Here is a 22140-nt window from a genome sequence, read left to right on the forward strand (position 1 = left end):
TATCCTAGGATAAAATACCCAAAGAAATCATTGTTTCTTATTTTTGGATTTCTCCCTAAACCAAATAAATACTCCATATAAAAGGCCAAAGACCAGACCTTCCAAAACTTCCCTAAAGATTATTTCGTTGGAATATTCCTTTTCCAGAATCAATGAAATAACCACATAAAGCAAGATTGCCGCAAATACTTGTGCCAATAATCTTTTCTTGTTCATAGTGCTGAATTAATATTGATGGAATGCTTGTGACACAAACTCCAATACCGCAGGTAAGGATTCCCGCCAATACGTCCAATTATGCTGACCTTCCCTTACCCGATACTCATGTGGCACCCCCTTCTTTCGCATCGCGATATGCATTAAACTGTTTCCTTCGTAGAGGAAGTCATCATCACCACAATCGATATACCATCGAATTGACTTCATATCCTCTACAGAAACACGTTCTATTAGGTTCAAGGCATTATGTTTGTTGTAATAATCCACTACTTCCTCTTCGGTATATTCTTTTGAGATGGCGGCATACCGCATTTTTTGATCTTCCAAGGTCAAAGGACCAACATAAGCACTCAATGGGCAAGCCGAGGAAAACAGTTCTGGATGATGTAGGGCATACATAAAAGAACCACCGCCGCCCATTGAAAGTCCGGCCACGGCACGATATTTTTTCTCCCCCTTTATCCTAAATTTCCCTTCAACGTAAGGCATGAGTTCCTCAAAAAAGAAATCCTCATAACGCCAATCCGCACCTTGGTTAAAATACCCCCTTTTACCGGTATTGGCATCGGGCATAACAATAATCATAGGGGTGGCCGTACCGTCTTTTATGGCCTTATCGGCAATACGCAATACCTCCCCGAACTGCACCCAGCCCGTTTGATCGTCACCAGCTCCATGCAATAAGTACAACACCGGATAACTGCGTTCCGAGGTTTGATAGTCTGGAGGTAAATAAACGGCATATTTACGTTCACTTTTTAAGATTTTACTGTTCATGGTAAGGTTGTCGTATACCTTCCCCGATTGCGCGTTACTACAGAGGATACCCACCAAAATAAAAAAGGGTGCCATTAGCATTTTTTTGATTCCTAACATGGTATTGATGTTTAAAATAAGAGCATACAAGGTAAGGAAATGTCGTCAAATTGCAGGTCAAAAACACGACCAACAATTCGCAAAACAACCAATTGATCAAGCCATTCAACCGATAATCAAGCCGCGCCTTCTTATCCAAAAATAAGCGAATACCATATTGGGCACCCAACACAACCAGGCCACCAACCGATAGGCTACTACAAAATCATCAAAAATAATATGTAAAAGAGGCAACCAAATGCGAAGGGTAACAGCAGCAAAGGTCGCTGCATAACTATAGATCATAAGCCCTTTGTGCAGGTCCATATCCTTATTTCGAACGGCACGATATGCATTTAAGGTCGTAAGCAACCAAATAATTGCCAACCCCATAAAACCCAAGGTACTTATCCAGCCTCCCGTTGCATGGAGTGCAATGTAACCACCACATACCCCACTGACCAAAACGGAGATAACATAGAGCTTTCCAACACTCCTGTGCAACCTTATATAGGTTGTCCTAATCTTTTCACTAAACTGCATCCATCCGATAAGCAGTGCCACCCCTCCGAAAACTATATGCCCATAGAATCCGATATTCCAAAAAACATTGTTCAATAATCGATCACCTTTGGAAGGCAAAAGTCCAAACTCCCTACCTTCCACAAAATAGAGTATGGGATACAACCCAATACTCACGGCCAAAACCACGAAAACTCCCCATGCGACTATATTTGTTTTATTTTTCATCTTCTATTTATAACGCCAACTAGTCAAATCAGCACCTTTGGGAGCGCTTTCAGCGATGCGTTTCATTATTTTCGGGACATACATGGTGTTATACCGCATGCGACTTATGGCGTTGGGCTGTTCAGGGTCACCATTCCAGCAATGTTCGGCCTTGTCCCCATAGGCCACTTCACCCCCATAATAAGGTTCCGTAGTACTTTCCAAAAAATCCTCCATCAGATACACTGCATTATTGAGGTAATAATTATCCATGTCACCACAATAAATATGGATCTTCCCCTTGAGGTGCTCGCCCAATTTATCCCAATCCCGTTCCAAAATATGCCGCAGGTCATAATTCTCTTTCCAATATTCCGCTACCTTATGATCAATGGTCCCAGACATTTTATCCCACAGGCGAACCGGATAGCCGTCTTCCCCTTGGGGTGAATAGGTAGCTTCCCATATATCCCACTGTTGTCCCGATCTGGATTTATCCCCCAAGACCAATTCCAAGTGATTTCCTTGGCGCAAGGTTGATTGAATTTGTCCGAGGTAGTTGCGATGTGATGGCACTTCCAATTGTTTGTGCTCACTGTCGTAATAGTATGCGTTTTCATCCTCATAGATATTGGTTAGGCAATAGGCCCTAAAATCGATTGGGTCGGGACATGCCGCAAAACAACCATTATATTCGTCCGGATATTTGACCTGTACCGCCAAGGCTTCCCAACCTCCCGTAGAGCCTCCATATAAAAAACGGGACCAACCTTCCCCCATTCCACGGAATTGCCTTTCGATCTCCGGAATCAACTCATAGGTAATCGCATCACCATAAGGACCCTGACTTGCCGAATTAACGGCATAGGAATCATCATAATAGGGTGTCGGATGCTGTATCTCAACAATCAAAAAGCGTGGAAAATCCGGTTCGTTCCATCGTTTATAAAAATCATAGGATTCCTGGGCCTGTACTATATTATAACCTTCCATATCAAAGCGTGCTGAATATTCAGGCTTCATATTGGGATCGGGTGGTGTGGTACTGAATCCACCAAAATCGGAGGGGAAATGCCCATGGAAAACCATTAAGGGATATTTGGCCTCTGAATGTTCGTCAAAACCTTTGGGCAACAACACATGGGCGCCCAAATACACATCCCTGCCCCAAAATTCAGATAGTTTTTCCGATTTCACCTTGATATGCTTGACCCATTCGGTATCAGCGGGTTCCTCAATAGGCTGAATAACCTCATCCATGACTACACGTACATCCTGAATGCCTTTTTCCGTCACCGTAATCTTAAAAGGCTTGCTATACAGATTACCGGGAGACTTATTCCATTGTTGGCCTTCACCATTATCCATAGGTAATTTAACGGTATGCCCCGTCGAAAGATCAAAGGTTTCATACACATGCAACAGGGCCTGAACATTGTACTCCCCAGGGGGCACCTCAGCCAAACTCGGATAAGGATACCCAAAAACAGCATCGTCAAAAACCATGTTCTCCCCTGCTGACATTCCTTCCACGTTCATTCCAAAAATCAATTGGGTATCGAGTCCGTCATTGATTTGGAAACGGGGCTCTTTTTCATCGTTATTGGAAAGCATCAATAACAAACGACCATCCAATTTTTGGTCATTTAAGGCTTCATCAAAGGAAACGGCAATTTGATAGTTGTTCTTAGGATCGTTTTCACATCCCATTACGCAAAAGAGGAGAAGAAAGGATAAAGGAATCGGGTTTTTCATGTTTCAGGTTGATTTTCAACAAAAGGTACTGATTTACCGTCAATCAATCAAACCTACATACCGTAGACGGGTAACAATTCGCCAATTCTTACGTTATGCAATAACACAAACTTTGTAATTATACCTACTAAAATTACTCCTTATGAAAAAGATTTTACTTGTGGGACTCATCCTTTCAGGCATCATTGCAATGAACAGTTGCGACTATGATGACAGTAATGACCTTGATGTACTTACGCCAAATGATAGCATACAGGCACAACTTGGCCATTCCCCAAAAACCATAAAAAAAAGCGCTTCGGTCGGTACCCAAAGCGCTTTTCACAACTAAAACTAAACTAACTCAAACTAACGTCAATCCCAATCGCAGACTAGGACATAATCGAATATAATGACAGATTTCAATATCCGTTATTATCGGTTCCTAAACTTGGATTCCTTTGAAGTTCTGGACCTGGCAAAGGCAACAACATATGTTTTTGTTCAATTTGTTTGTCTTGACTGGTAACAAAACCTACTGCGTCTACAAAGGTTATTTCACCCGGTGTGTTGGCTACTGGAAATTTTCTTGTACGAACAATATCATTCCAATTCTGAAACTCGAAAACAAGTTCCCTATGTCTTTCTTTCCAAACTTCTTCCACAAATTCATTTACACCAAGACCTGAAAGTGACGTCTCAATGGTTGAAATATCGCTCTGCCAATAAGCCCTTGCCCTTACTTGAGCCAAATAATCAACGGCTTCCGCGGTAACACCTGAGGATTGGGCTATTGCCTCTGCCCCGATCAAAAGCACGTCGGCAAAGGTTAACATGGCTTGGTCCTTACCAGAATTGGCTGTTTCAAAAATAGCCTCATCATCATGCCACATATATGGAGTAGGTTCAAATGTTTTATCAGAACCTTCAAGTGCTGTATGGAAATATTGTTTTTCCTGTGCCCTTAGATCATTCACAGGGTCATATAGATCCATAAAGGTTGATGAAGGTTGATAAGCACCATTAACGATATCATACAAAACGTCTTGGGAAAGTCCGGTAGGATATGAATATCTAGGAAAGCCTGAAGTAGAAATGGCAGGATCATATTCCTTGATATAAATATGCTCTTGGGCAGATGCATCACTTCTACGAATCTTATTGTAGGCCGAATTTTCCAAATCCACTTCACCATCAATCATATCATGTTGTACCAAACTAAAACTACCATAGTCACCGTTTACAATTTTTTGGGCCAAACTTGCGGCATCACCATATCTGTCCACATTCAACGGATTACCACTCATGGTAAGGTAAACTTCTGCCAATAATGTCGCTACCGTACCTGAAGAAATCCTTTTTCCATTGTCTACCATACCAACATTGGGCAATTCCCCATTATACAGGGCATCGCTTAAATCCGCTTCAATCTGCGCATATACCTCAGCGACGGAACTCCTTTCCAGGTATAGATCCTCTAAAGAATCATAGGGCTCTGTAGTTAATGGAACGGGACCAAACAAACGCACCAAATAATAGTAGGCATAGGCCCTAAAAAACTTTGCCTCTGCCATTAACTGGTTCCTTTCGGAATCAGTCAACCCCGGTGTCTCCGGAATATATTTGATAGCATTGTTTGCTCGGGAAATCCCTCGATATAAATCGCCCCATCGGTCTTGTAAATACCCTCCAATATTATCCCCATTAAGGGTCAATTGTTGTGTATTGCTGACATGAAGCTCTTGCCCTGCATACTCATTGGAAAAGAATCCGGACATATAAGCGCCCAACATCGTAGGTACCCCACTATAAACCCCTCCATCGGTCATACTTGGAGCACCTGTCCTATACAGGGAATTTACGGCACTACGTGCCTGGTCGGCCTCCTTGAAGAATTGACTGGAACTCAGCTCAGATCGTGGCTCCTCATCTAAAAAGTCCGAACAGGAACTGCCCAAAAAAGCGACAGTTATTACAACTAAAATGCTAATTTTTATTTTCATGATCATTTTCTTTAAGTTAGTTTAAAATGTAAAGCTGCAACCTAGGGTGAACGTAGTTGGTTTAGGGTACTGGAAGAAGAAAATATTCTGTCCCCATTGATTACCTTCCCATGAAGTGGCTTGTGGATCATAACCCTGAAAATCCTTGGAATCGATAACAAAAGCGTTTTCAAGACTTGCGTAAACCCGGAGCTTATTGAGCCCTAAATCATCCAAAACATTTTGGTTGAATGTATATCCCAAGGTAAAGAGGTTACCTCGAATATAGGAACCGTCAACTACCCAATGACTATCGATTTGACTATTTTGACCTGCATATGACTGATTTCTGATTTCCTGTACCATGGTATTCTGGTTTTGCTCTGTCCATCCATCATACAATATCGTGGCAAGGCCATTGGCAATTCCTGAACGGTCTTCCGTTGAGTGATAGAATTGTTGAAGAATATCGACACCACCGACAAACTGTATGTCTGCGGTAAAATCAAAATTCTTGTAACGGAAGGTATTGATCCAACTTCCCGTAAAATCTGGAAGCCCATTACCAAGGATTTTCTTTTCGGCAGATCGTTTTGCCTCACCTGGCACAGCGCCGACCAAAGCAGCCTCTGCCGCTTCATCAGTACCCCAAGTCCCTAGACGTTCATAACCCCAATACGAACTCAACGATTCACCAACCCTTAAAATAGTTTGGCTTCCTGAAACCCAAAACGGACCTGGCTCTATATCCTCATCATTTTCACCCAAACTTTCAATCTTGTTCTTGTTGAAGTTTATATTGAATGAGGTCTCCCAGTTAAAGTCAGGTTTTCTAAAGATATTGGCAGTAACCATGGCCTCTATACCTTTATTGGACACAGCCCCAATATTATCCCTTACTGCGGCAAATCCTGTACTATAAGGAACAGGTCTGTCCAATAAAAGATCTGTTGTTTTCTTATAGTAATAGTCAAATTCGAACCGAAGTCCTTGATTAAAAGCGGCTAAATCCAAACCTATATCGAACTGGCTTGTTTTTTCCCATTCGAGATTAGGATTGGCCAATCGGTTTACTTGACTTGAACTCACCCGAGTACCATTCAACAATATGGTACCTGAAGAAACTGTGGCCAGTGAACTATATGCAGGTATTTCAGTATTCCCTGTGACACCATAACTTGCCCTTAGTTTTAAATTATCAAGGTCTTCAACATCGGAAAGGAATGATTCTTCTGAAAGAATCCAACCACCACCCACAGATGGGAAAAAACCATATTTATTGTTTTCACCAAACCTTGATGAACCATCCAACCTACCTGTGAGGGTTACCATATATTTATTCTTAAAGGTATAACCTGCCCTTAAAAAGTAGGAATTCAAAGACCATTTGCTATATCCCGAAGATGGGGAGTCTGGATCACTACCTGCACCTATATTATTGTATTTAAAGAAATCATCGCTAAAACCACGGGAAAAAATATTGGAATCCTCACTCACTTGTTCTTGCCAGCTTAACCCCAACATGGCATTTATCCTATGATCATCCATTTCCTTCGTATAGGTCAAATAATTCTCTTGTTGCCAATACGTTGATTTCTGATTGTATATTCTGGCATAACCATTGGGTGCGGATATATTTATCAAATCCCTTGGAGAATATTCCTTTTTCTCCCTGATGTGTTTATCAAAACCAAATTGTGTCCTGAATTTTAAATCAGGTAAAATGGTGAATTCGGCATAAACATTACCAAATAACTGGTTTCGATGCCAAAATCTTTCTTGGGTTTCCAATACATGGACCGGGTTTGCCATCGCCTCAAGGTTATAGGCGTCGTCTATCATAAAACTATTACTATAGGTCCCATCAGGAAATTTGACAGGAAAGATGGGTGGCATCTCAATCATAGTACGTCTTGGCACCTGACCTCCACCGCCTTCTTCAAATTCGGTGTCCTTTACATCATTCACTAAAAGGTTTATTCCCAACGACAACCAATCTTTGGGAGTTACATCATAGGCGATTTTTCCGCTAATTCTTTCCAAATCATTGTTCAACATGATTCCCTGTACATTTGAATAATTCAAGAAAGCGCCCACAGAGGATTTTTCCGAACCACTTCGAATGGATAATTGATGGTTATTTGAAATTGCAGTTCTCGTGGCCTCTTCCTGCCAATCGGTATCATAAAGGGGATTACCCTGGGCATCGAACAAATCTGGATCATTGGTGGTAAAAACCGGTGTAGTCCCAGGCCTATACTTAGGCGTGTTTTCCATTCCGATTCTCACAACATCCAACCATTCCTCCGCATTTAGAATATCCATTTTGTTACGCATCTTCCCTACACTAACAAAACCATCGTAACCGATAATGGTACGGCCCGACTCTCCACCTCTCTTCGTAGTGATTAGTACAACACCATTTGCTCCACGAGCCCCGTATATTGCAGCAGAAGATGCATCTTTCAACACTTCCATACGCTCAATATCATTCGGGTTCAAGAATTGTATTTCATCCATTACAACACCATCAACCACATATAAGGGATCTGAAGATGAATTAATGGTACCTACCCCCCTAATAACAATCCTTGGTGCCCCTGTTGGGGAACCCGAATTCAAAAATACATTTACCCCGGCAACTTTACCTTGTAGTCCTTGTAGTGAATTGGTTACCGGAGCTTTTAAAAGTTTTTCACTTCCTATAACCCCCACAGACCCTGTCAAATCAGATTTTCTTTGGGTACCATAACCTACGACTACCACTTCGTCCAAAGATGAAGTTTCCGTCTTCATTGTTATATTCAAGGTATCCTGATTGCCTAATACGATTTCCTGAGTAGCAAAACCAATGAAGGAAACCACTAATATATCCCCAGGTTCGGCATTAATACTATAATGACCATCAAAATCAGTGGCTACCCCAACATTTGTTCCCTTAATCACAATACTTGCTCCTGGAATCGGTAAGCCTTCCTCATCGATAACAGAACCCGTTAACGTTTGTTGCTGTGGTGTAACGATTTCGGCACCCAAGGAGCTCTTTGGCCTTTTGGATTCAGAAACCGTTTTCAAAAGTATTTGTCGATCATTATAGATTTTATAAATGACAGCTGTATTCTCGAACAGCTTGTCGAGAACATTAACTACGCGCTCTTGATTGACATTTATGGTTACCTTCCTGTCTAAATCCAAATCCCGGTCTTTGTATAAAAACCTAAACTCGGTCTTTGATTCTATCACATCCAGTACCTCATTAACCTTTACATTCGATAAGTTCAAAGAAATCTTGGTAATCTCGACATAATTATTGGCCCGAATCCCAAAAAGTGAGCCTAGTAAAAATAATGTAGTGAGTATTACTTTTAAACTGATTTTAATAGGATATAACGATGATATCCTGGAAGAATACTTTTTTTCCATAATTTTAAAGCGTTAATTAAGATTTAACATTAGTTCGTTGAGTCATTTTAGCTTTATTCGGGGAATGGTCGCACATTTCCCGATTCTTTTCTAAAATGATGGAAATCCAAAAAGGTTTTTATTTCATTAGCATCATATTTATTCGTTAGTTTATATTTATCCGTTGATTTTCAATTGTATAGTCAAAAGGATATTGTAGTTTGATATAATCCAATACCTGTTCAATGCTTTCAATCTCAACATGAAAGTTGGCACTGAAAATTTCATTATTCAATTCTTGGTTTGTACATGTTATAGATACGTTATAGGCACGCTCTAGCTTTTTGATCATATCACCGAAAGCCATACCACGAAAAATCAATCCTCCTTTAGTCCATGCCGTACATCTTTCAACATCGGCCTCAGTTATCAATATCTTTTTATCCTCTTTATCCCAAGTGGCCAAATGGCCTGGCGTCAACAACGTCTCCTGTGGGCTTTCGGCATCATACAAGGCTACCGAACCCTCTACCAACACTGTCTTTATTTCAGGTTCCCCTGCATATGATGCTACGTTAAATCGGGTTCCCAATACCTTTACCTCCAAATCACCCATCTGGACCCTAAAGGGATGCAATGAGTCCTTGGCTACAACGAAAAAGGCCTCACCCTCTAAAAAAACATGCCTTTCATTTCCCTTGATAAACTTGATCGGATATCTCATCGAAGTACCAGCATTCAATTGTACATGGGTTCCATCGGATAGTAAGAGTTTGATTGTTTTCCCATAGGGCACCTTTATTTCATTGTAAACCAATTCCTCGGGCAAAGCTGCTCTCATATAGTTTAAGGTTCCTTTCTCTTGCTCTCCTACTATTTGCCCTTTAGCATTCAATAATTCTTCTTCTTTTTCGGTATTTATGATCTTTACGGTACCATCATCCATAATCAGGGTTATTACATTACCATCCACGGGAAGTTCCTTGGTTTGGTCTTTCATATAAGAGGTATACAAAAAGCCAAGCCCCAATAGAAAGATAAAAATCGCAGCAATTTTAGCTATGAATATTGGCAAGTGGATCCTTCGGGTTGGCCTGGAACGTTCACGAAGTTCTGCCCAAGCCCTTTCCTTTGAATTTTCAAATTCATTCCTGAGATCTTCTCTTTGCTCCAATGCCTCTGAATCGGTCAGGCGATTATAAATATAATCACGATTCTTTTGATCAAAATGACCTCCCCAATCATCCTCCTCTATCCTCTTTTCTTTCAGAATCGCATCAGCAATCCTTTTGGACAATCGCATTATTTTTTTAAAATCGGCCATAAACAAATTCAATCAATTACTACTTCTACTACCCAAAACGACAAAAAGTGTTATAGGGGTTAAAGAAATAGAGGAATAATTAAATTCGTTGTGGGATTTTCATGGACACCCCCTGAGAATGGGATAGGTACCCCGGAAGCCATAGGAAGAAGGGTAACTGATGCCGAACATTCCTGAAATCGATTAAAGAAAGGGTAATATAAAAATGAAATGCTCCTTTAACAAGGGACGCAATTTTTTATAGGCCAATCTCTTTTGAGTCTTAACCGTGTTCAATGAAATTGAGAGCTCTTCCGCTATAGCCTTATTGGACAATTCACCCAAACTGAGTTCAATGACTTTTTTACATTTGGGCGGAAGTGTTTTTACTGCACTTCGGACAATCTCACTAACTTCAGAAACAACCATTTCCCTTAGGAAAAAATCGTTAGTCCCTAGAGCTTCCAAATTTCCATTTACCAATTTACAATTGGTTTTATGATATTTGGATTTCAGATAATCCAACGATTTGTTTTTTACCGAAGTATATAAGTAAGATTTTAAGACAACCTCCGGTTTCAGAAATATCTTCTTTTTCCAAATTACCATAAACACATCCTGTACTATATCCTTGGAAAGCTGTCCATCCCTGACATAGGAATAGGCAAACAAGCAGAGGGGGGTGAAGAGTTCATTAAAGCACTCTTCATATTCATTTCTATCCGATGAGAGATTTTTATACAGCAATCTACAAATAGGTTCAAATTATTAATATAGGACTTAGTGAATCCGCATTTTATGAATTTAATAATTTTTAAGACTAAAAAAAAGAATACCTTAACAAATATACATGTAAATATAATAATTTCTTTGTAATCTTTTCCCTGTTAAAAACTATTATCGCAATAAAAACAGGGAAATACCCTTTGATTATTTCGGCATAGTATATAAAAAAGAAAACCCTAGCCATAATGGCTAGGGTTCAAAAATTCAGTTTCGATAACTTACCAGATTTTAACCCGCTCCTCAGGTGCTAGATATAATGAATCGCTTTCCGTTACATTGAAGGTGGTGTAAAATTCAGGTACATTCCTGACAACCCCGTTAACCCTATAATCCGCAGGGGAATGAGGATCTGTATTCACTTGTACCCTCAACGCTTCATCCCTGGATTTACTCCTCCACGATTGGGCGTACCCGATAAAAACGCGTTGGTCTCCTGTAAAGCCATCCATTACAGGCGACTCTTCACCGTTCAATGCCATTTTATAGGCTTTCAATGCAATGCTTAAACCACCAAGATCACCAATGTTCTCCCCTAGGGTAAATTCCCCATTGACATTCAAATCAGGCAAAACCTCAAAGCTGTTGTACTGCTCTACCAATGCACTGGTACGTTTCTTAAATTCCTCCCGATCGCTTTCGGTCCACCAATTACGCATGGCTCCGTCCCCATCAAATGTACTTCCAGCATCATCAAAACCATGTCCGATCTCATGTCCGATAACCGCTCCGATAGACCCGTAATTAACGGCATCCTCCGCATTCATATCAAAGAACGGTGGTTGCAGGATCGCTGCCGGAAAAACAATCTCATTCATTGTGGGATTGTAATAGGCGTTTACCGTTTGTGGTGTCATACCCCATTCGGACTTATCAATAGGTTGCCCTAATTTTGCCAATTCCCTTTCGTATTCCAGAAGTGTAGAACGTCTTAGGTTTCCGTAAAGATCATCTGCCTTAATTTCCAAATCGTAAGTTTTCCATGTATCGGGATACCCGATTTTAGGGGTAAACTTACTCAACTTATCCAAAGCCTCTTTTTTTGTTTCCTCGCTCATCCAGTCCAAATCCTTGATACTGACCTCATACGCCTTCAACAAATTATCGACCAATGTTTCCATACGGGCCTTGGCTTCCGGTGGAAAATGTTTTTTCACATAGACCTTACCGACTACTTCACCTAAAGTTGCATTGACGGTAGAAACACCCCTTCTCCAAAGCGGACGTTGTTCTTTTGTTCCCCTAAGTTCTTTACTGAAAAACTCCCAATTTTGTTTATCCAGGGCCTCGGTCAATCGCGTAGAACTAGCATCCAAAACACTCCACTTCAAATAGGTTTTCCAAGTATCCAAATCTGTATTCTGGATAATTCCGTCCAGTGCCTTGGTATAGTCCAACATCAAAACCCCTAATTTATCCTGATTCCCAAGTCCAGCTTCCTCTAGGTAATTAGACCAATTAAAATTGGGCATGATATTCGACAGGGTATCAACTGGGAACATGTTATAAAGTGAGACTAAATCCCGGGTCTTCTCCTTTTCCATGTGCTCGGAAGCAATTTTAGTTTCCAAGGCCATCACTTTTTTTGCGGCTGCCTCACCGTTTGGTAAATTGGCCAATCCGAACATCTTTTCAATATGCGCAACATATTTGGCCTTTAGTTCTTTGGATCGTTCATCGTCCTTTAAATAATAATCCCGATCAGGCAAACCCAAACCGGATTGCCATGTATAAACCGTATATATGGTGGGATCTTTAAAGTCTTGGTACACAAGAAGGGCCATAGGTACGTTAATTCCGTACTTATTGGCATAGGCAAAATAGGTGGCCAAATCATCGTAATCTTTAATACCCTCTATTCTGGAAAACTCATCGGCGAGGGGGGTAACCCCTAATTTATTTCGGGTCTCCACATCCATGTATGACTGGTACAGTCCACCAACTTTCTGCTCATCAGAGCCCTGTTCGAAATCACCTGATGCCGATTCCTCGATAATTTTCTTGACATTATCCTCAGACTCTTCGTGAAGGATATAACCGATTCCATAGGATGCCTTATCCGCTGGAATTTCGGTATTCTTAACCCAAGTGCCATTTACATAGGCGGTAAAATTATCACCGGGATTTACCGAGGTATCCATAAACTCTTTATAAACACCGGAGACAAGTTCTTTCTTATCCGTCATTTTTTCTGCTTCACCTTTACATCCTACAGCAAAAATTATGGCCAAGGCAGATGAAAATTTAAGCAAACCCATTTTTCTCATATTGTTCTTATTTGATTTAGTTTTACAATAAGTGGTTTAAAGTAATAATTTGTTACAGATATAACTACAAAAAAAAAGCAAAAAAAAAGCCTCAAATAAATGAGGCCCAGTTTTTTACTTTCTACTTCTATGCCTTTCACGGGCCAATAAGGTGTTTTTCATCAGCATGGCTATGGTCATGGGACCCACCCCACCAGGTACCGGTGTTATGTAGGAAGCCTTTTTACTCACATGCTCAAAATCGACATCCCCTGTAATGTAATACCCCTTTTCCTTGGTGTCATCGGGTACACGTGTAATCCCCACATCGATAATGACCACATCATCCTTTACCATTTCGGCCTTAAGGAATTTGGGCACTCCCAAGGCCGAGATAATAATATCAGCCTGGGAAGTAATCTGGGTTATATTCTTAGTCCTACTATGGGTAAGGGTTACCGTGGAGTTCCCTGGAAACCCTTTACGTCCCATTAAAATACTCATGGGACGCCCAACGATATGGCTTCTACCGATTACCACGGTATGCTTTCCTTGGGTCTCAACGCCATAACGTTCGAGCAATTCCAAAATACCGAATGGTGTGGCCGGAATAAAGGTGCTCATATCCAATGCCATTTTACCAAAGTTGGTAGGATGGAAACCATCTACGTCCTTATCCGGGTCGATGGCCATGATCACCTTTTGGGTATCAATTTGGTCGGGTAATGGTAATTGTACTATAAAACCATCGATATCCGAGTTCTCATTCAGCTCCTTTATCTTTTTCAACAACTCGACTTCCGAGGTCGTACTTGGCATTTGAACCAAGGTTGACTCAAAACCGACCCGTTTGCACGACCGTACTTTACTACCTACATAGGTTAGGCTTGCCCCATCATTACCAACGATTATAGCTGCCAAATGTGGAACTTTCTCCCCATTCTCCTTCATTTTGGCGACCTCGGCCGCAATTTCATCCTTGATTTGATTTGAAATCTTCTTTCCGTCTAGAATTTCCATAGTATTTAAGTTGGCAGAGGCAGTTTGCTGTATTTATACTGCAAACTTGCCAGTATTGTTAATCATATACCCTATTAGTTTGCCAATTTCATGGCTTTCTTTTTTTTAAAACTCACTCTTTATAAACTTTCACCGCTCACTGTTCACTCTTCATTCTTCACTGTTAAGGCTTCATCCCTTTCATACCGCCCATCATCTGCATCATTTTTTTGCCGCCACCACCTTGCATCATTTTCATCATTTTGCTCATCTGATCGAACTGCTTTAAAAGTTGGTTGACTTCCTGAATGGTTCTACCACTCCCCTTGGCGATACGTTTCTTTCTACTCGCATTCAATTTTGAAGGGGTAGAACGTTCGTCCGGGGTCATCGAATGGATGATAGCTTCAATATGTTTAAAGGCATCATCATCGATATCCAATCCCTTCAAGGCCTTTCCCGCTCCGGGAATCATACCCATAAGGTCTTTGATGTTCCCCATTTTTTTGATCTGTTGGATCTGGTTGAGGAAGTCATCAAAACCGAATTTATTCTTGGCGATTTTCTTCTGTATTTTCCGGGCTTCCTCTTCATCAAACTGTTCCTGCGCCCTTTCCACTAGGGAAATCACATCCCCCATGCCCAAAATACGATCGGCCATTCTCGAAGGATGGAATACATCGATTGCCTCCATCTTCTCTCCGGTACCAATAAACTTAATGGGTTTATCAACCACCGATTTAATGGATATCGCCGCACCACCTCGGGTATCACCATCCAATTTGGTAAGGATCACCCCATCGAAATTCAAGACATCATTAAATGCCTTTGCGGTATTCACGGCATCCTGACCTGTCATGGCATCCACCACGAACAACGTTTCTTGCGGTTTTATGGCATCACGGATGTTCGATATCTCGGTCATCATCTTCTCATCAACAGCCAAACGACCTGCGGTATCAATAATAACCACGTTATGACCATTTGCTTTCGCATGGGCTACACCTGCTTGGGCAATGGCCACAGGATCGTTATTTTCACGATCCGAATATACCTCGATTCCAATTTGGTCACCCACCACATGCAACTGATCAATCGCTGCGGGACGATATACATCACAGGCCACCAACAATGGTTTTTTGCCTTTTTTGGTATTAAGGTAATTTGCCAACTTACCGGAGAAGGTAGTTTTACCCGAACCTTGAAGTCCTGACATTAAAATTATCGATGGTGTCCCCGAAAGATTAATACCTTCCGTTTCACCTCCCATTAGCTGGGTAAGCTCATCCTTTACGATCTTGACCATTAACTGGCCCGGCTGTAAGGTGGTCAACACATCTTGCCCCAAGGCTTTCTCCTTTACCCTATTGGTGAATTCCTTGGCTATCTTAAAGTTGACATCCGCATCCAATAAAGCCCGACGGACTTCCTTGGTGGTCTCTGCCACGTTTATTTCTGTAATCTGCCCATGTCCCTTAAGAACGTGGAGGGCCTTATCTAACTTTTCGCTTAAATTATCAAACATATGCTTTCCTTATTAGCGGAGGATTGCAAAGTAAAGAAATATAGCGCCCCTAGGCAAGGGAGTGTTAATAACAATAGTCGATTGTTCAGTAATTTATAAAACGTTGGCCATCCCACCCCGTGAATATTAAACATAAAAAAGCACCCATTTAAAATGGATGCTTTTCACAAAATTGTGGGGCAAAAAATAGTATATTTTTTCAAAGGTCAATTAATCGGAACCACTATCCCCACAATAATAATCATGACCTTCGATTTCTGAAGCCGAACTTTGTTCGTGACACTTCTTGGATAGAAACCCCGATGCACAAAGACATCGGGGTTTTTTTAAAATTATTTTTTCTCGAAAACCAAATGATCATAGTCCCCATCATCATTCCCATGCTTTAGCTCCAATCTGTTTTCCTCCACCTCAACGATGAGATAATCATTCCCTAGGGGATAGAAATTACTTTCAGAGCCAAAACGAACGATCATTTCCAATTTACCATCACTGTTTCGGTACACATACCAGTTACCTACACTGATCGCAACCAAATCTTGATCAAGGACCGATATAGTTCCATCCACATTGAATTCATAGGTAAATCCATCAAAAGCTTCAGTAAGTGGATCTTCATTTTGGGAGTACAATGCGATTTCCCACTGAGAATCATTGAACAATCCCCTGATCCAAGTTACATCTTCATCATTATCATCGTTATCACAGTTTCTTTCGAGAATCAGTTCATAATCGGTTTCCGCTATCTCAAACTTCAACCTGTCATTTCCTAGATGGGATAACGGCCATTCAAAACTTACAGCTTCTTCATCACCCATGGTCACGGCCATTACCAAACGACCTTGTGCATTGGTAGTGATTTCCCATGTTCCTTCAGAAACAACATCGTTATTACTAAGCGTCACAACCCCTTCAGCCTCAAAATTGAATTCAAACCCCAACAGTCGCTTGATTTCCTGTCCATCATTATAAACCTTCTTAATGATCCAGCTACACTCCCTTAGTGCTCCACCCAGTGTATTCGGGTCTTCGTTTATTATATCGCATCCACTTTTCAGGACTATCCTATTTCCATCACTTACATGTAGCTTAACCATTCCTTCTCCCTGATCATATAAGAACCATTCCATATTAAAATCGACCAGCGTATCAAAATCCAATTTAAGAAGCAATCCAAATTCGGTTTCCCTAGTGCTCCAAGCACCTGTCATGTCGTTCCCTTCCCTGTCCTTAACCGTTACAGAACCATCGTCTTTAAAGTCCATTACATAGTCAAAGTATTGTTCGGTTTGCGATTGATCGTTCCGCTTTACCTCTTTGACCAATAAAGGACATTCGATTAAATAATCCTCTAAACCTTCTTGGGTAAAATCATCATCATTATGGTCATTGTCATCATCCTCATCACATAATTCCTTGGCATTTTCAATGGCATTGGCCAACTCTGCATTGGAGTTCACCTTAATATCCGTCCCATCATAGAGTTTTAGGGTAATGGGAAAATCAATCCCTATCAAATTATCCTTATCCAATCCTGCGAAAAAACGACGAAGCTCCCTATCATCCTCTACAGAGATATTCCCTGTTGCCTCATTGCTAAGATCAAAAGTGTAAAGGGTTATCGGGTAAACAAAATCAATACATTCAATATCATCATCCTCACCACCTTCCTTACACTGCTGTGCCATTTCCCGTAGGTCATCGATACCGTTTATGGTGATTTCGGCATAGTCTGCCATGGTAATGGTCACTGGGAAAATGATATCAAGTACATCCTCATCATCATCCAAGGCATCAAAGACCTCTTCAATAACCTCAAGATCTTGTTTCCCGTTAACAACCAACTCAACGCCATCTATTTTTACCGTATAGGGAAAATTGATATTGAAACAACTGGACTCATCCACTATATTATCAAAAGACCCATCATTGGAACAGGTATCCTCAATTAATTTGGCAGTTGAGGAACTTGCCGCAATCGATTCTGTTTGGGCACCTTCTTCAGGTAGGGGCTCGAATTCCTCCTGACACGAAGTAAGACTCAACGCCACTACCAGTAGGCCCAGGTATAATGCGTAACTAAAAAACTTTTTCATAACGATTTGGTATTTTTTGTTCGTACCTCTTTGAAACAACCCACTTAAAAAATACCCTACCCCATTTATTCATTTTTTTCAAATATCTTTGATACAAACCCATGTTTTGAAAAAAGAAATCAAGGATAACGTATGTGAGGAGGAGGTTTACAGTAACCTCTTCAGGGCTAATTCCAAAACGGTTTTTAATTACATATATTATAAATTCGGTAACGAGGAAAAAGCCTATGACGCTGTACAGGAGGCTTTTGCACGACTCTGGGAGAACTGTTCCAAGGTTTCCCCCACTAAGGCAAGAGCCTATGTGTATACGATTGCGAACAACCTTTACCTCAATGTCCTAAAGGCAGAAAAGGTACGTTTAAAGTATGCAGATCGGGTGAATACGACAGATCATGAGACCCCTGAATATGTCATGGAGGAAAATGAGTTCAGGAAAAAGTTGGACGCCGCATTGAATGGTTTGCCTGAAAATCAACGAACCACCTTTTTATTGAATAGGATTGACGGAAAAAAGTATGCGGAAATAGCCGAAATGGAGGGGGTCAGTTTAAAGGCCATCGAAAAACGGATGCATTTGGCATTAAAATCCTTAAGGGAACAAATCGATGGGATTTAAGGGGATTAGGTGTTAACGCTAAATGGCAAAAATTGAAATACACCCTTAAGAAATAGGTGATGTGGGAATTTCGATTACCAATCGACGGTTTATGGTCCCCACACAAAGTAGGGTTTTTATACCCTTGATTGTTATACTAAAGTAAAGGAAGAAATCATGCAAGAGAATTACTTGGCGAAATGGCTCAATAACGAACTGACAGAGGAGGAGCTCGCAGCATTCAAAGAATCTGACGAGTACACCTCCTACCAGCGTATTATTAAGGCTTCGGACTCTTTGAATGGTCCGGATTTCGATATGGAGAACGCCCTAGAGGCTGTTAAGAACAAGAGAACCTTGCATGAATCCAAAGTGGTTCAATTGAAACCGTTCAGAAGGTTCTTGCAGGTTGCCGCCGCGGTAATGATCATCATGATCGGCTCTTATTTCTATTTAAACACCCTGGACGAAAGTTTCTCTACCCAATATGCCCAAAATGAGGAGGTCATACTACCCGATTCCTCCAAAATCATTTTGAATGCCGATTCCGAAATTTCATTCAACCCAAAAAAATGGGACAAAAAACGAAATGTAACCTTAAAGGGGGAAGCATTTTTCAAAGTGGCCAAGGGCAAACGATTCACGGTTGCCACGGACCACGGGACAGTAGCCGTTTTGGGCACCCAATTCAATGTTGAAAACCGCAAAGGTTTTTTCGAGGTAACCTGTTTCGAAGGATTGGTGGGTGTAACTTATAATGGTAAGGAAACCAAATTACCGGCTGGGACCTCTTTTATGGTTGTCGATGGCAACATAGTTGCTTCGGAAACCCCCAAATCATCAACCCCTTCCTGGCTGAACAAGGAGAGCACTTTTAAAAGTATTCCCCTAAAATATGTCTTGGCCGAATTTCAAAGACAGCACGATATACAGGTGGAAACCCAGAATATTGATTTGGGCAAACTATTCACCGGCACTTTTAGCAACACAAATACAGATTTGGCGTTACAAAGTATAAGTGTACCTTCCCAACTACAGTTTAAATTAGATGGGAAAAAAGTGTTATTCTATGCTGAAAGCGCACCATAAACCACTTTTTACATTTTTCACATGTCTGCTATTGTTTTTTTCCTTCCCGAAGATAATGGCCCAGGACAAGATTGCCGATACCACAAACCTTACCGTCTTATTACAAGATCTCGAAAAAAAATTCGATATTAAATTCTCTTATATCGATGGGGATATCCAGAATTTATCGGTAGCAATCAATTCTTCCAAAGACCTCCAAAGCATTCTTGACAATATTCAGGAACAGACCCACTTAAAAATCCAAAAACTCAATGAACGGTATTATGCCCTTTCAAGAAGTACTACGGTCGATGTTTGCGCAACGGTCATGGACAATTACAAAGAGAATACCGTCACGGGCACCTCTGTTGAGGTCCTAGGTACTGACATTGCCATCATCACCAATAGCCAAGGGCAATTTTTCTTGGAAAACATACCCCGGAATTCCATTTTACAGATAAAACATATGGGTTTTAAACCCAAGTTTATCCCTGCCCGGGAATTAGCAAGGCACAATCCGTGCAAGACCCTATTGCTGGACCTAAACTACGAGGAGCTCGATGAGGTTATCGTATACCAATTTTTGACCACGGGCCTAAGCAAGGAAATCGATGCCAGCATTCGGTTGACCACAGCGGATTTTGGGATTCTTCCCGGACTGATAGAACCTGATGTATTACAGACCATACAAGCCCTACCGGGAATAAAAAGTATTGACGAAACCGTGTCGAACATCAATATCCGAGGGGGCACGAATGACCAAAACCTCATTCTTTGGGATGGAATAAAAATGTACCAGTCGGGCCACTTTTTCGGACTTATTTCCGCATTCAACCCATACCTTACCGACAAGGTTACGGTAATTAAAAATGGCACTAGTGCCCAATATGGAGATGGCGTAAGTGGGGTCTTGGATATAGAGACCAAAAATGACATTACCGATGATTTTTATGGAGGGGCCGGTTTTAATCTGATCAATGGCGATGTGTATGGTGAAATCCCCTTATCCCCAAACACCGCATTCCAGTTTTCGGCCAGGCGATCATTGACCGACTTTTTTGATACGCCGACCTACACGAGTTTTTTTGACCGGGCCTTCCAAGACAGTCAAATTAAAAGTGGATCAGGCCAAAATGACGAAATCAAAAGAAACGAGGATTTTTACTTCTACGATTTCACCGCCAAACTTTTATACGACCTGAACCCCCATCATAAAATCAGGGTAAGCTTTATAAACATCAACAACCACCTGTATTATAACGAACAGAACCTAACCACGTCAAGTGAGACCCAAAGCCGTTTAAACCAAACCAATATTTCTTTTGGAGGGAGCTTGGAAAGTGAATGGAACGATGTTTTCTCCACAAAAATAAATGCCTATTACACACGTTACAATTTGGATTCGGAGAATACAACGGTAAATTCACCCCAATTACTATCCCAAGAAAACGAAGTAATCGAGACCGCCTTGAAACTCAAAACCACCTACAAACTAAGGGATGCCCTAAATTGGCTTAATGGCTACCAAATAACGGAAACGGGTGTATTGAACTTTTCCGATGTGACCCAACCGCCATACAGCAACAAAATCAAAGGTGTTATGAGAACGCATGCCCTTTTCTCAGAACTGGAGTACAAATCGCCCAATGGAAGGCTCTACGCACGCGGAGGACCCCGCTTTAGTTATATTGAAAACCTAAATACCTTCAGTGAGTTTCGAATTGAACCGAGACTGAATGTCAATTATGAGTTTATTGACCACCTGAAAATGGAACTGCAAGGCGAATTTAAAAACCAAACCACCCATCAGGTGGTTGATCTGGAACAGAATTTTTTGGGGATTGAAAAACGTCGTTGGTATATCGCGGATCCCGGCAACCCCTTATTACCCCTACCCATTACCAAAAGCAAACAAGGTTCTTTTGGTTTGAATTACGACCACCATAGCCTTTATATAGGGATTGAAGGATTTTACAAGCAAGTAGATGGTATTAGTGCCCGTACCCAAGGGTTTCAGAGTGAAGGGGAGTTCAATGGGGAAATCGGCAATTACACGGTCAAAGGTTTGGAATTCCTAATCAACAAAAAAACTAAGGATTATAGCGCATGGCTGAGTTACGGTTTTAACGTGAATGATTATACGTTCCAGGAGATAGTCCCAAAAACCTTCCCGAACAATTCGGATATTCGACACACCGTTACCTTTGCGGGCAACTACACCTACAACCGTTTCAAATTCGGGATTGGGTTAAATTACAGAACGGGGAAACCCTATACGAAACCAGACGCCAACAATCCGATCGACGCGACTTTTGTTCCCAGTAGGATCAACTTCGAAGAACCGAACAGTAGTCGTTTGGCCCAATACCTAAGGGCCGATGCCTCGGCTATTTATGATTTTAGCTTATCCCCTAGGATAAAAGCAACCGCTGGTGCCTCTGTCTTGAATTTCACCAACAGAAGAAACATTCTCAATCGGTATTATCGCATTAATGACAATGATGAAATTGAAACGGTGGAAAGTGTTTCTTTAGGACTAACCCCCAATATCAGTTTTAGGGTTAAGTTTTAAAAACACGCCCATGGCAATGATTTAAAAAC

At 41.1% G+C, this 22140-nt stretch carries 16 protein-coding genes; 4 read left to right on the plus strand and 12 right to left on the minus strand.

Annotation, left to right across the window (positions count from 1 at the left end; translation table 11 throughout):
• Window positions 1–27: 27 nt before the first annotated feature.
• The 4 genes from LX92_RS06785 to LX92_RS06800 all read right to left on the minus strand — a co-directional run bounded on the left by LX92_RS06785 (window position 28) and on the right by LX92_RS06800 (window position 3558).
• Window positions 28–216 (minus strand): hypothetical protein, encoded by a 189-nt coding sequence (locus tag LX92_RS06785; RefSeq protein WP_109649517.1) that lies wholly within the window; start codon window positions 214–216, stop codon window positions 28–30.
• Window positions 217–225: 9 nt separating this feature from the next.
• Window positions 226–996: an alpha/beta hydrolase gene (locus tag LX92_RS06790; protein ID WP_109649670.1), complete on the minus strand. Its 771-nt coding sequence runs from the start codon at window positions 994–996 to the stop codon at window positions 226–228.
• Window positions 997–1200: 204 nt separating this feature from the next.
• A complete protein-coding gene (locus LX92_RS06795) occupies window positions 1201–1824 on the minus strand; it encodes a DUF2306 domain-containing protein (protein ID WP_109649518.1) in 624 nt (207 codons plus the stop codon).
• A 3-nt stretch (window positions 1825–1827) separates the two neighbouring features.
• Window positions 1828–3558, minus strand: coding sequence for an alpha/beta hydrolase-fold protein (locus LX92_RS06800; RefSeq protein ID WP_109649519.1), 1731 nt, complete (start codon window positions 3556–3558; stop codon window positions 1828–1830).
• A gap of 142 nt (window positions 3559–3700) precedes the next feature.
• On the opposite strand from LX92_RS06800, the gene LX92_RS06805 reads away from it, so the two are divergent.
• Window positions 3701–3889 carry a hypothetical protein gene (locus LX92_RS06805; protein WP_109649520.1) on the plus strand — a complete coding sequence of 63 codons (189 nt, stop codon included), beginning with the start codon at window positions 3701–3703 and terminating at the stop codon, window positions 3887–3889.
• Window positions 3890–3959: 70 nt separating this feature from the next.
• On the opposite strand, the gene LX92_RS06810 is transcribed toward LX92_RS06805, so the two are convergent.
• The 8 genes from LX92_RS06810 to LX92_RS06845 form a co-directional block, all read right to left on the minus strand.
• Window positions 3960–5540 (minus strand): RagB/SusD family nutrient uptake outer membrane protein, encoded by a 1581-nt coding sequence (locus tag LX92_RS06810; RefSeq protein WP_109649671.1) that lies wholly within the window; start codon window positions 5538–5540, stop codon window positions 3960–3962.
• A gap of 21 nt (window positions 5541–5561) precedes the next feature.
• On the minus strand, window positions 5562–8942 hold the full coding sequence (locus LX92_RS06815; protein WP_109649521.1) for a TonB-dependent receptor: 3381 nt from the start codon (window positions 8940–8942) through the stop codon (window positions 5562–5564).
• Between the two features lie 145 nt (window positions 8943–9087).
• Window positions 9088–10245 (minus strand): FecR family protein, encoded by a 1158-nt coding sequence (locus LX92_RS06820; RefSeq protein WP_109649522.1) that lies wholly within the window; start codon window positions 10243–10245, stop codon window positions 9088–9090.
• Window positions 10246–10428: 183 nt separating this feature from the next.
• Window positions 10429–10971 carry an RNA polymerase sigma-70 factor gene (locus LX92_RS06825; protein WP_109649523.1) on the minus strand — a complete coding sequence of 181 codons (543 nt, stop codon included), beginning with the start codon at window positions 10969–10971 and terminating at the stop codon, window positions 10429–10431.
• 257 nt (window positions 10972–11228) lie between these two features.
• Window positions 11229–13274 (minus strand): M13 family metallopeptidase, encoded by a 2046-nt coding sequence (locus LX92_RS06830; protein ID WP_109649524.1) that lies wholly within the window; start codon window positions 13272–13274, stop codon window positions 11229–11231.
• Between the two features lie 114 nt (window positions 13275–13388).
• Window positions 13389–14273 carry a bifunctional 5,10-methylenetetrahydrofolate dehydrogenase/5,10-methenyltetrahydrofolate cyclohydrolase gene (locus LX92_RS06835; protein WP_109649525.1) on the minus strand — a complete coding sequence of 295 codons (885 nt, stop codon included), beginning with the start codon at window positions 14271–14273 and terminating at the stop codon, window positions 13389–13391.
• A gap of 163 nt (window positions 14274–14436) precedes the next feature.
• Window positions 14437–15777, minus strand: a complete 1341-nt coding sequence (ffh, locus tag LX92_RS06840) for a signal recognition particle protein (protein ID WP_109649526.1) — start codon at window positions 15775–15777, stop codon at window positions 14437–14439.
• Between the two features lie 332 nt (window positions 15778–16109).
• Window positions 16110–17873 carry a hypothetical protein gene (locus LX92_RS06845; protein ID WP_223308270.1) on the minus strand — a complete coding sequence of 588 codons (1764 nt, stop codon included), beginning with the start codon at window positions 17871–17873 and terminating at the stop codon, window positions 16110–16112.
• A 106-nt stretch (window positions 17874–17979) separates the two neighbouring features.
• On the opposite strand from LX92_RS06845, the gene LX92_RS06850 reads away from it, so the two are divergent.
• From LX92_RS06850 to LX92_RS06860, 3 genes are all read left to right on the plus strand, one after another.
• Entirely contained in the window at window positions 17980–18492 is a 513-nt protein-coding gene (locus tag LX92_RS06850; RefSeq protein ID WP_109649673.1) for an RNA polymerase sigma factor, read from the plus strand.
• 156 nt (window positions 18493–18648) lie between these two features.
• Window positions 18649–19560 (plus strand): FecR family protein, encoded by a 912-nt coding sequence (locus LX92_RS06855; protein ID WP_109649527.1) that lies wholly within the window; start codon window positions 18649–18651, stop codon window positions 19558–19560.
• The gene (locus tag LX92_RS06860) at window positions 19541–22111 is read left to right on the plus strand and encodes a TonB-dependent receptor (RefSeq protein WP_109649528.1); all 2571 of its coding nucleotides are present in this window, start codon (window positions 19541–19543) and stop codon (window positions 22109–22111) included. Before LX92_RS06855 ends, LX92_RS06860 begins: the two co-directional genes overlap by 20 nt.
• The last annotated feature ends 29 nt before the right edge of the window (window positions 22112–22140 follow it).

It is taken from the genome of Maribacter polysiphoniae (genome assembly GCF_003148665.1).
Classification (GTDB): domain Bacteria; phylum Bacteroidota; class Bacteroidia; order Flavobacteriales; family Flavobacteriaceae; genus Maribacter_A; species Maribacter_A polysiphoniae.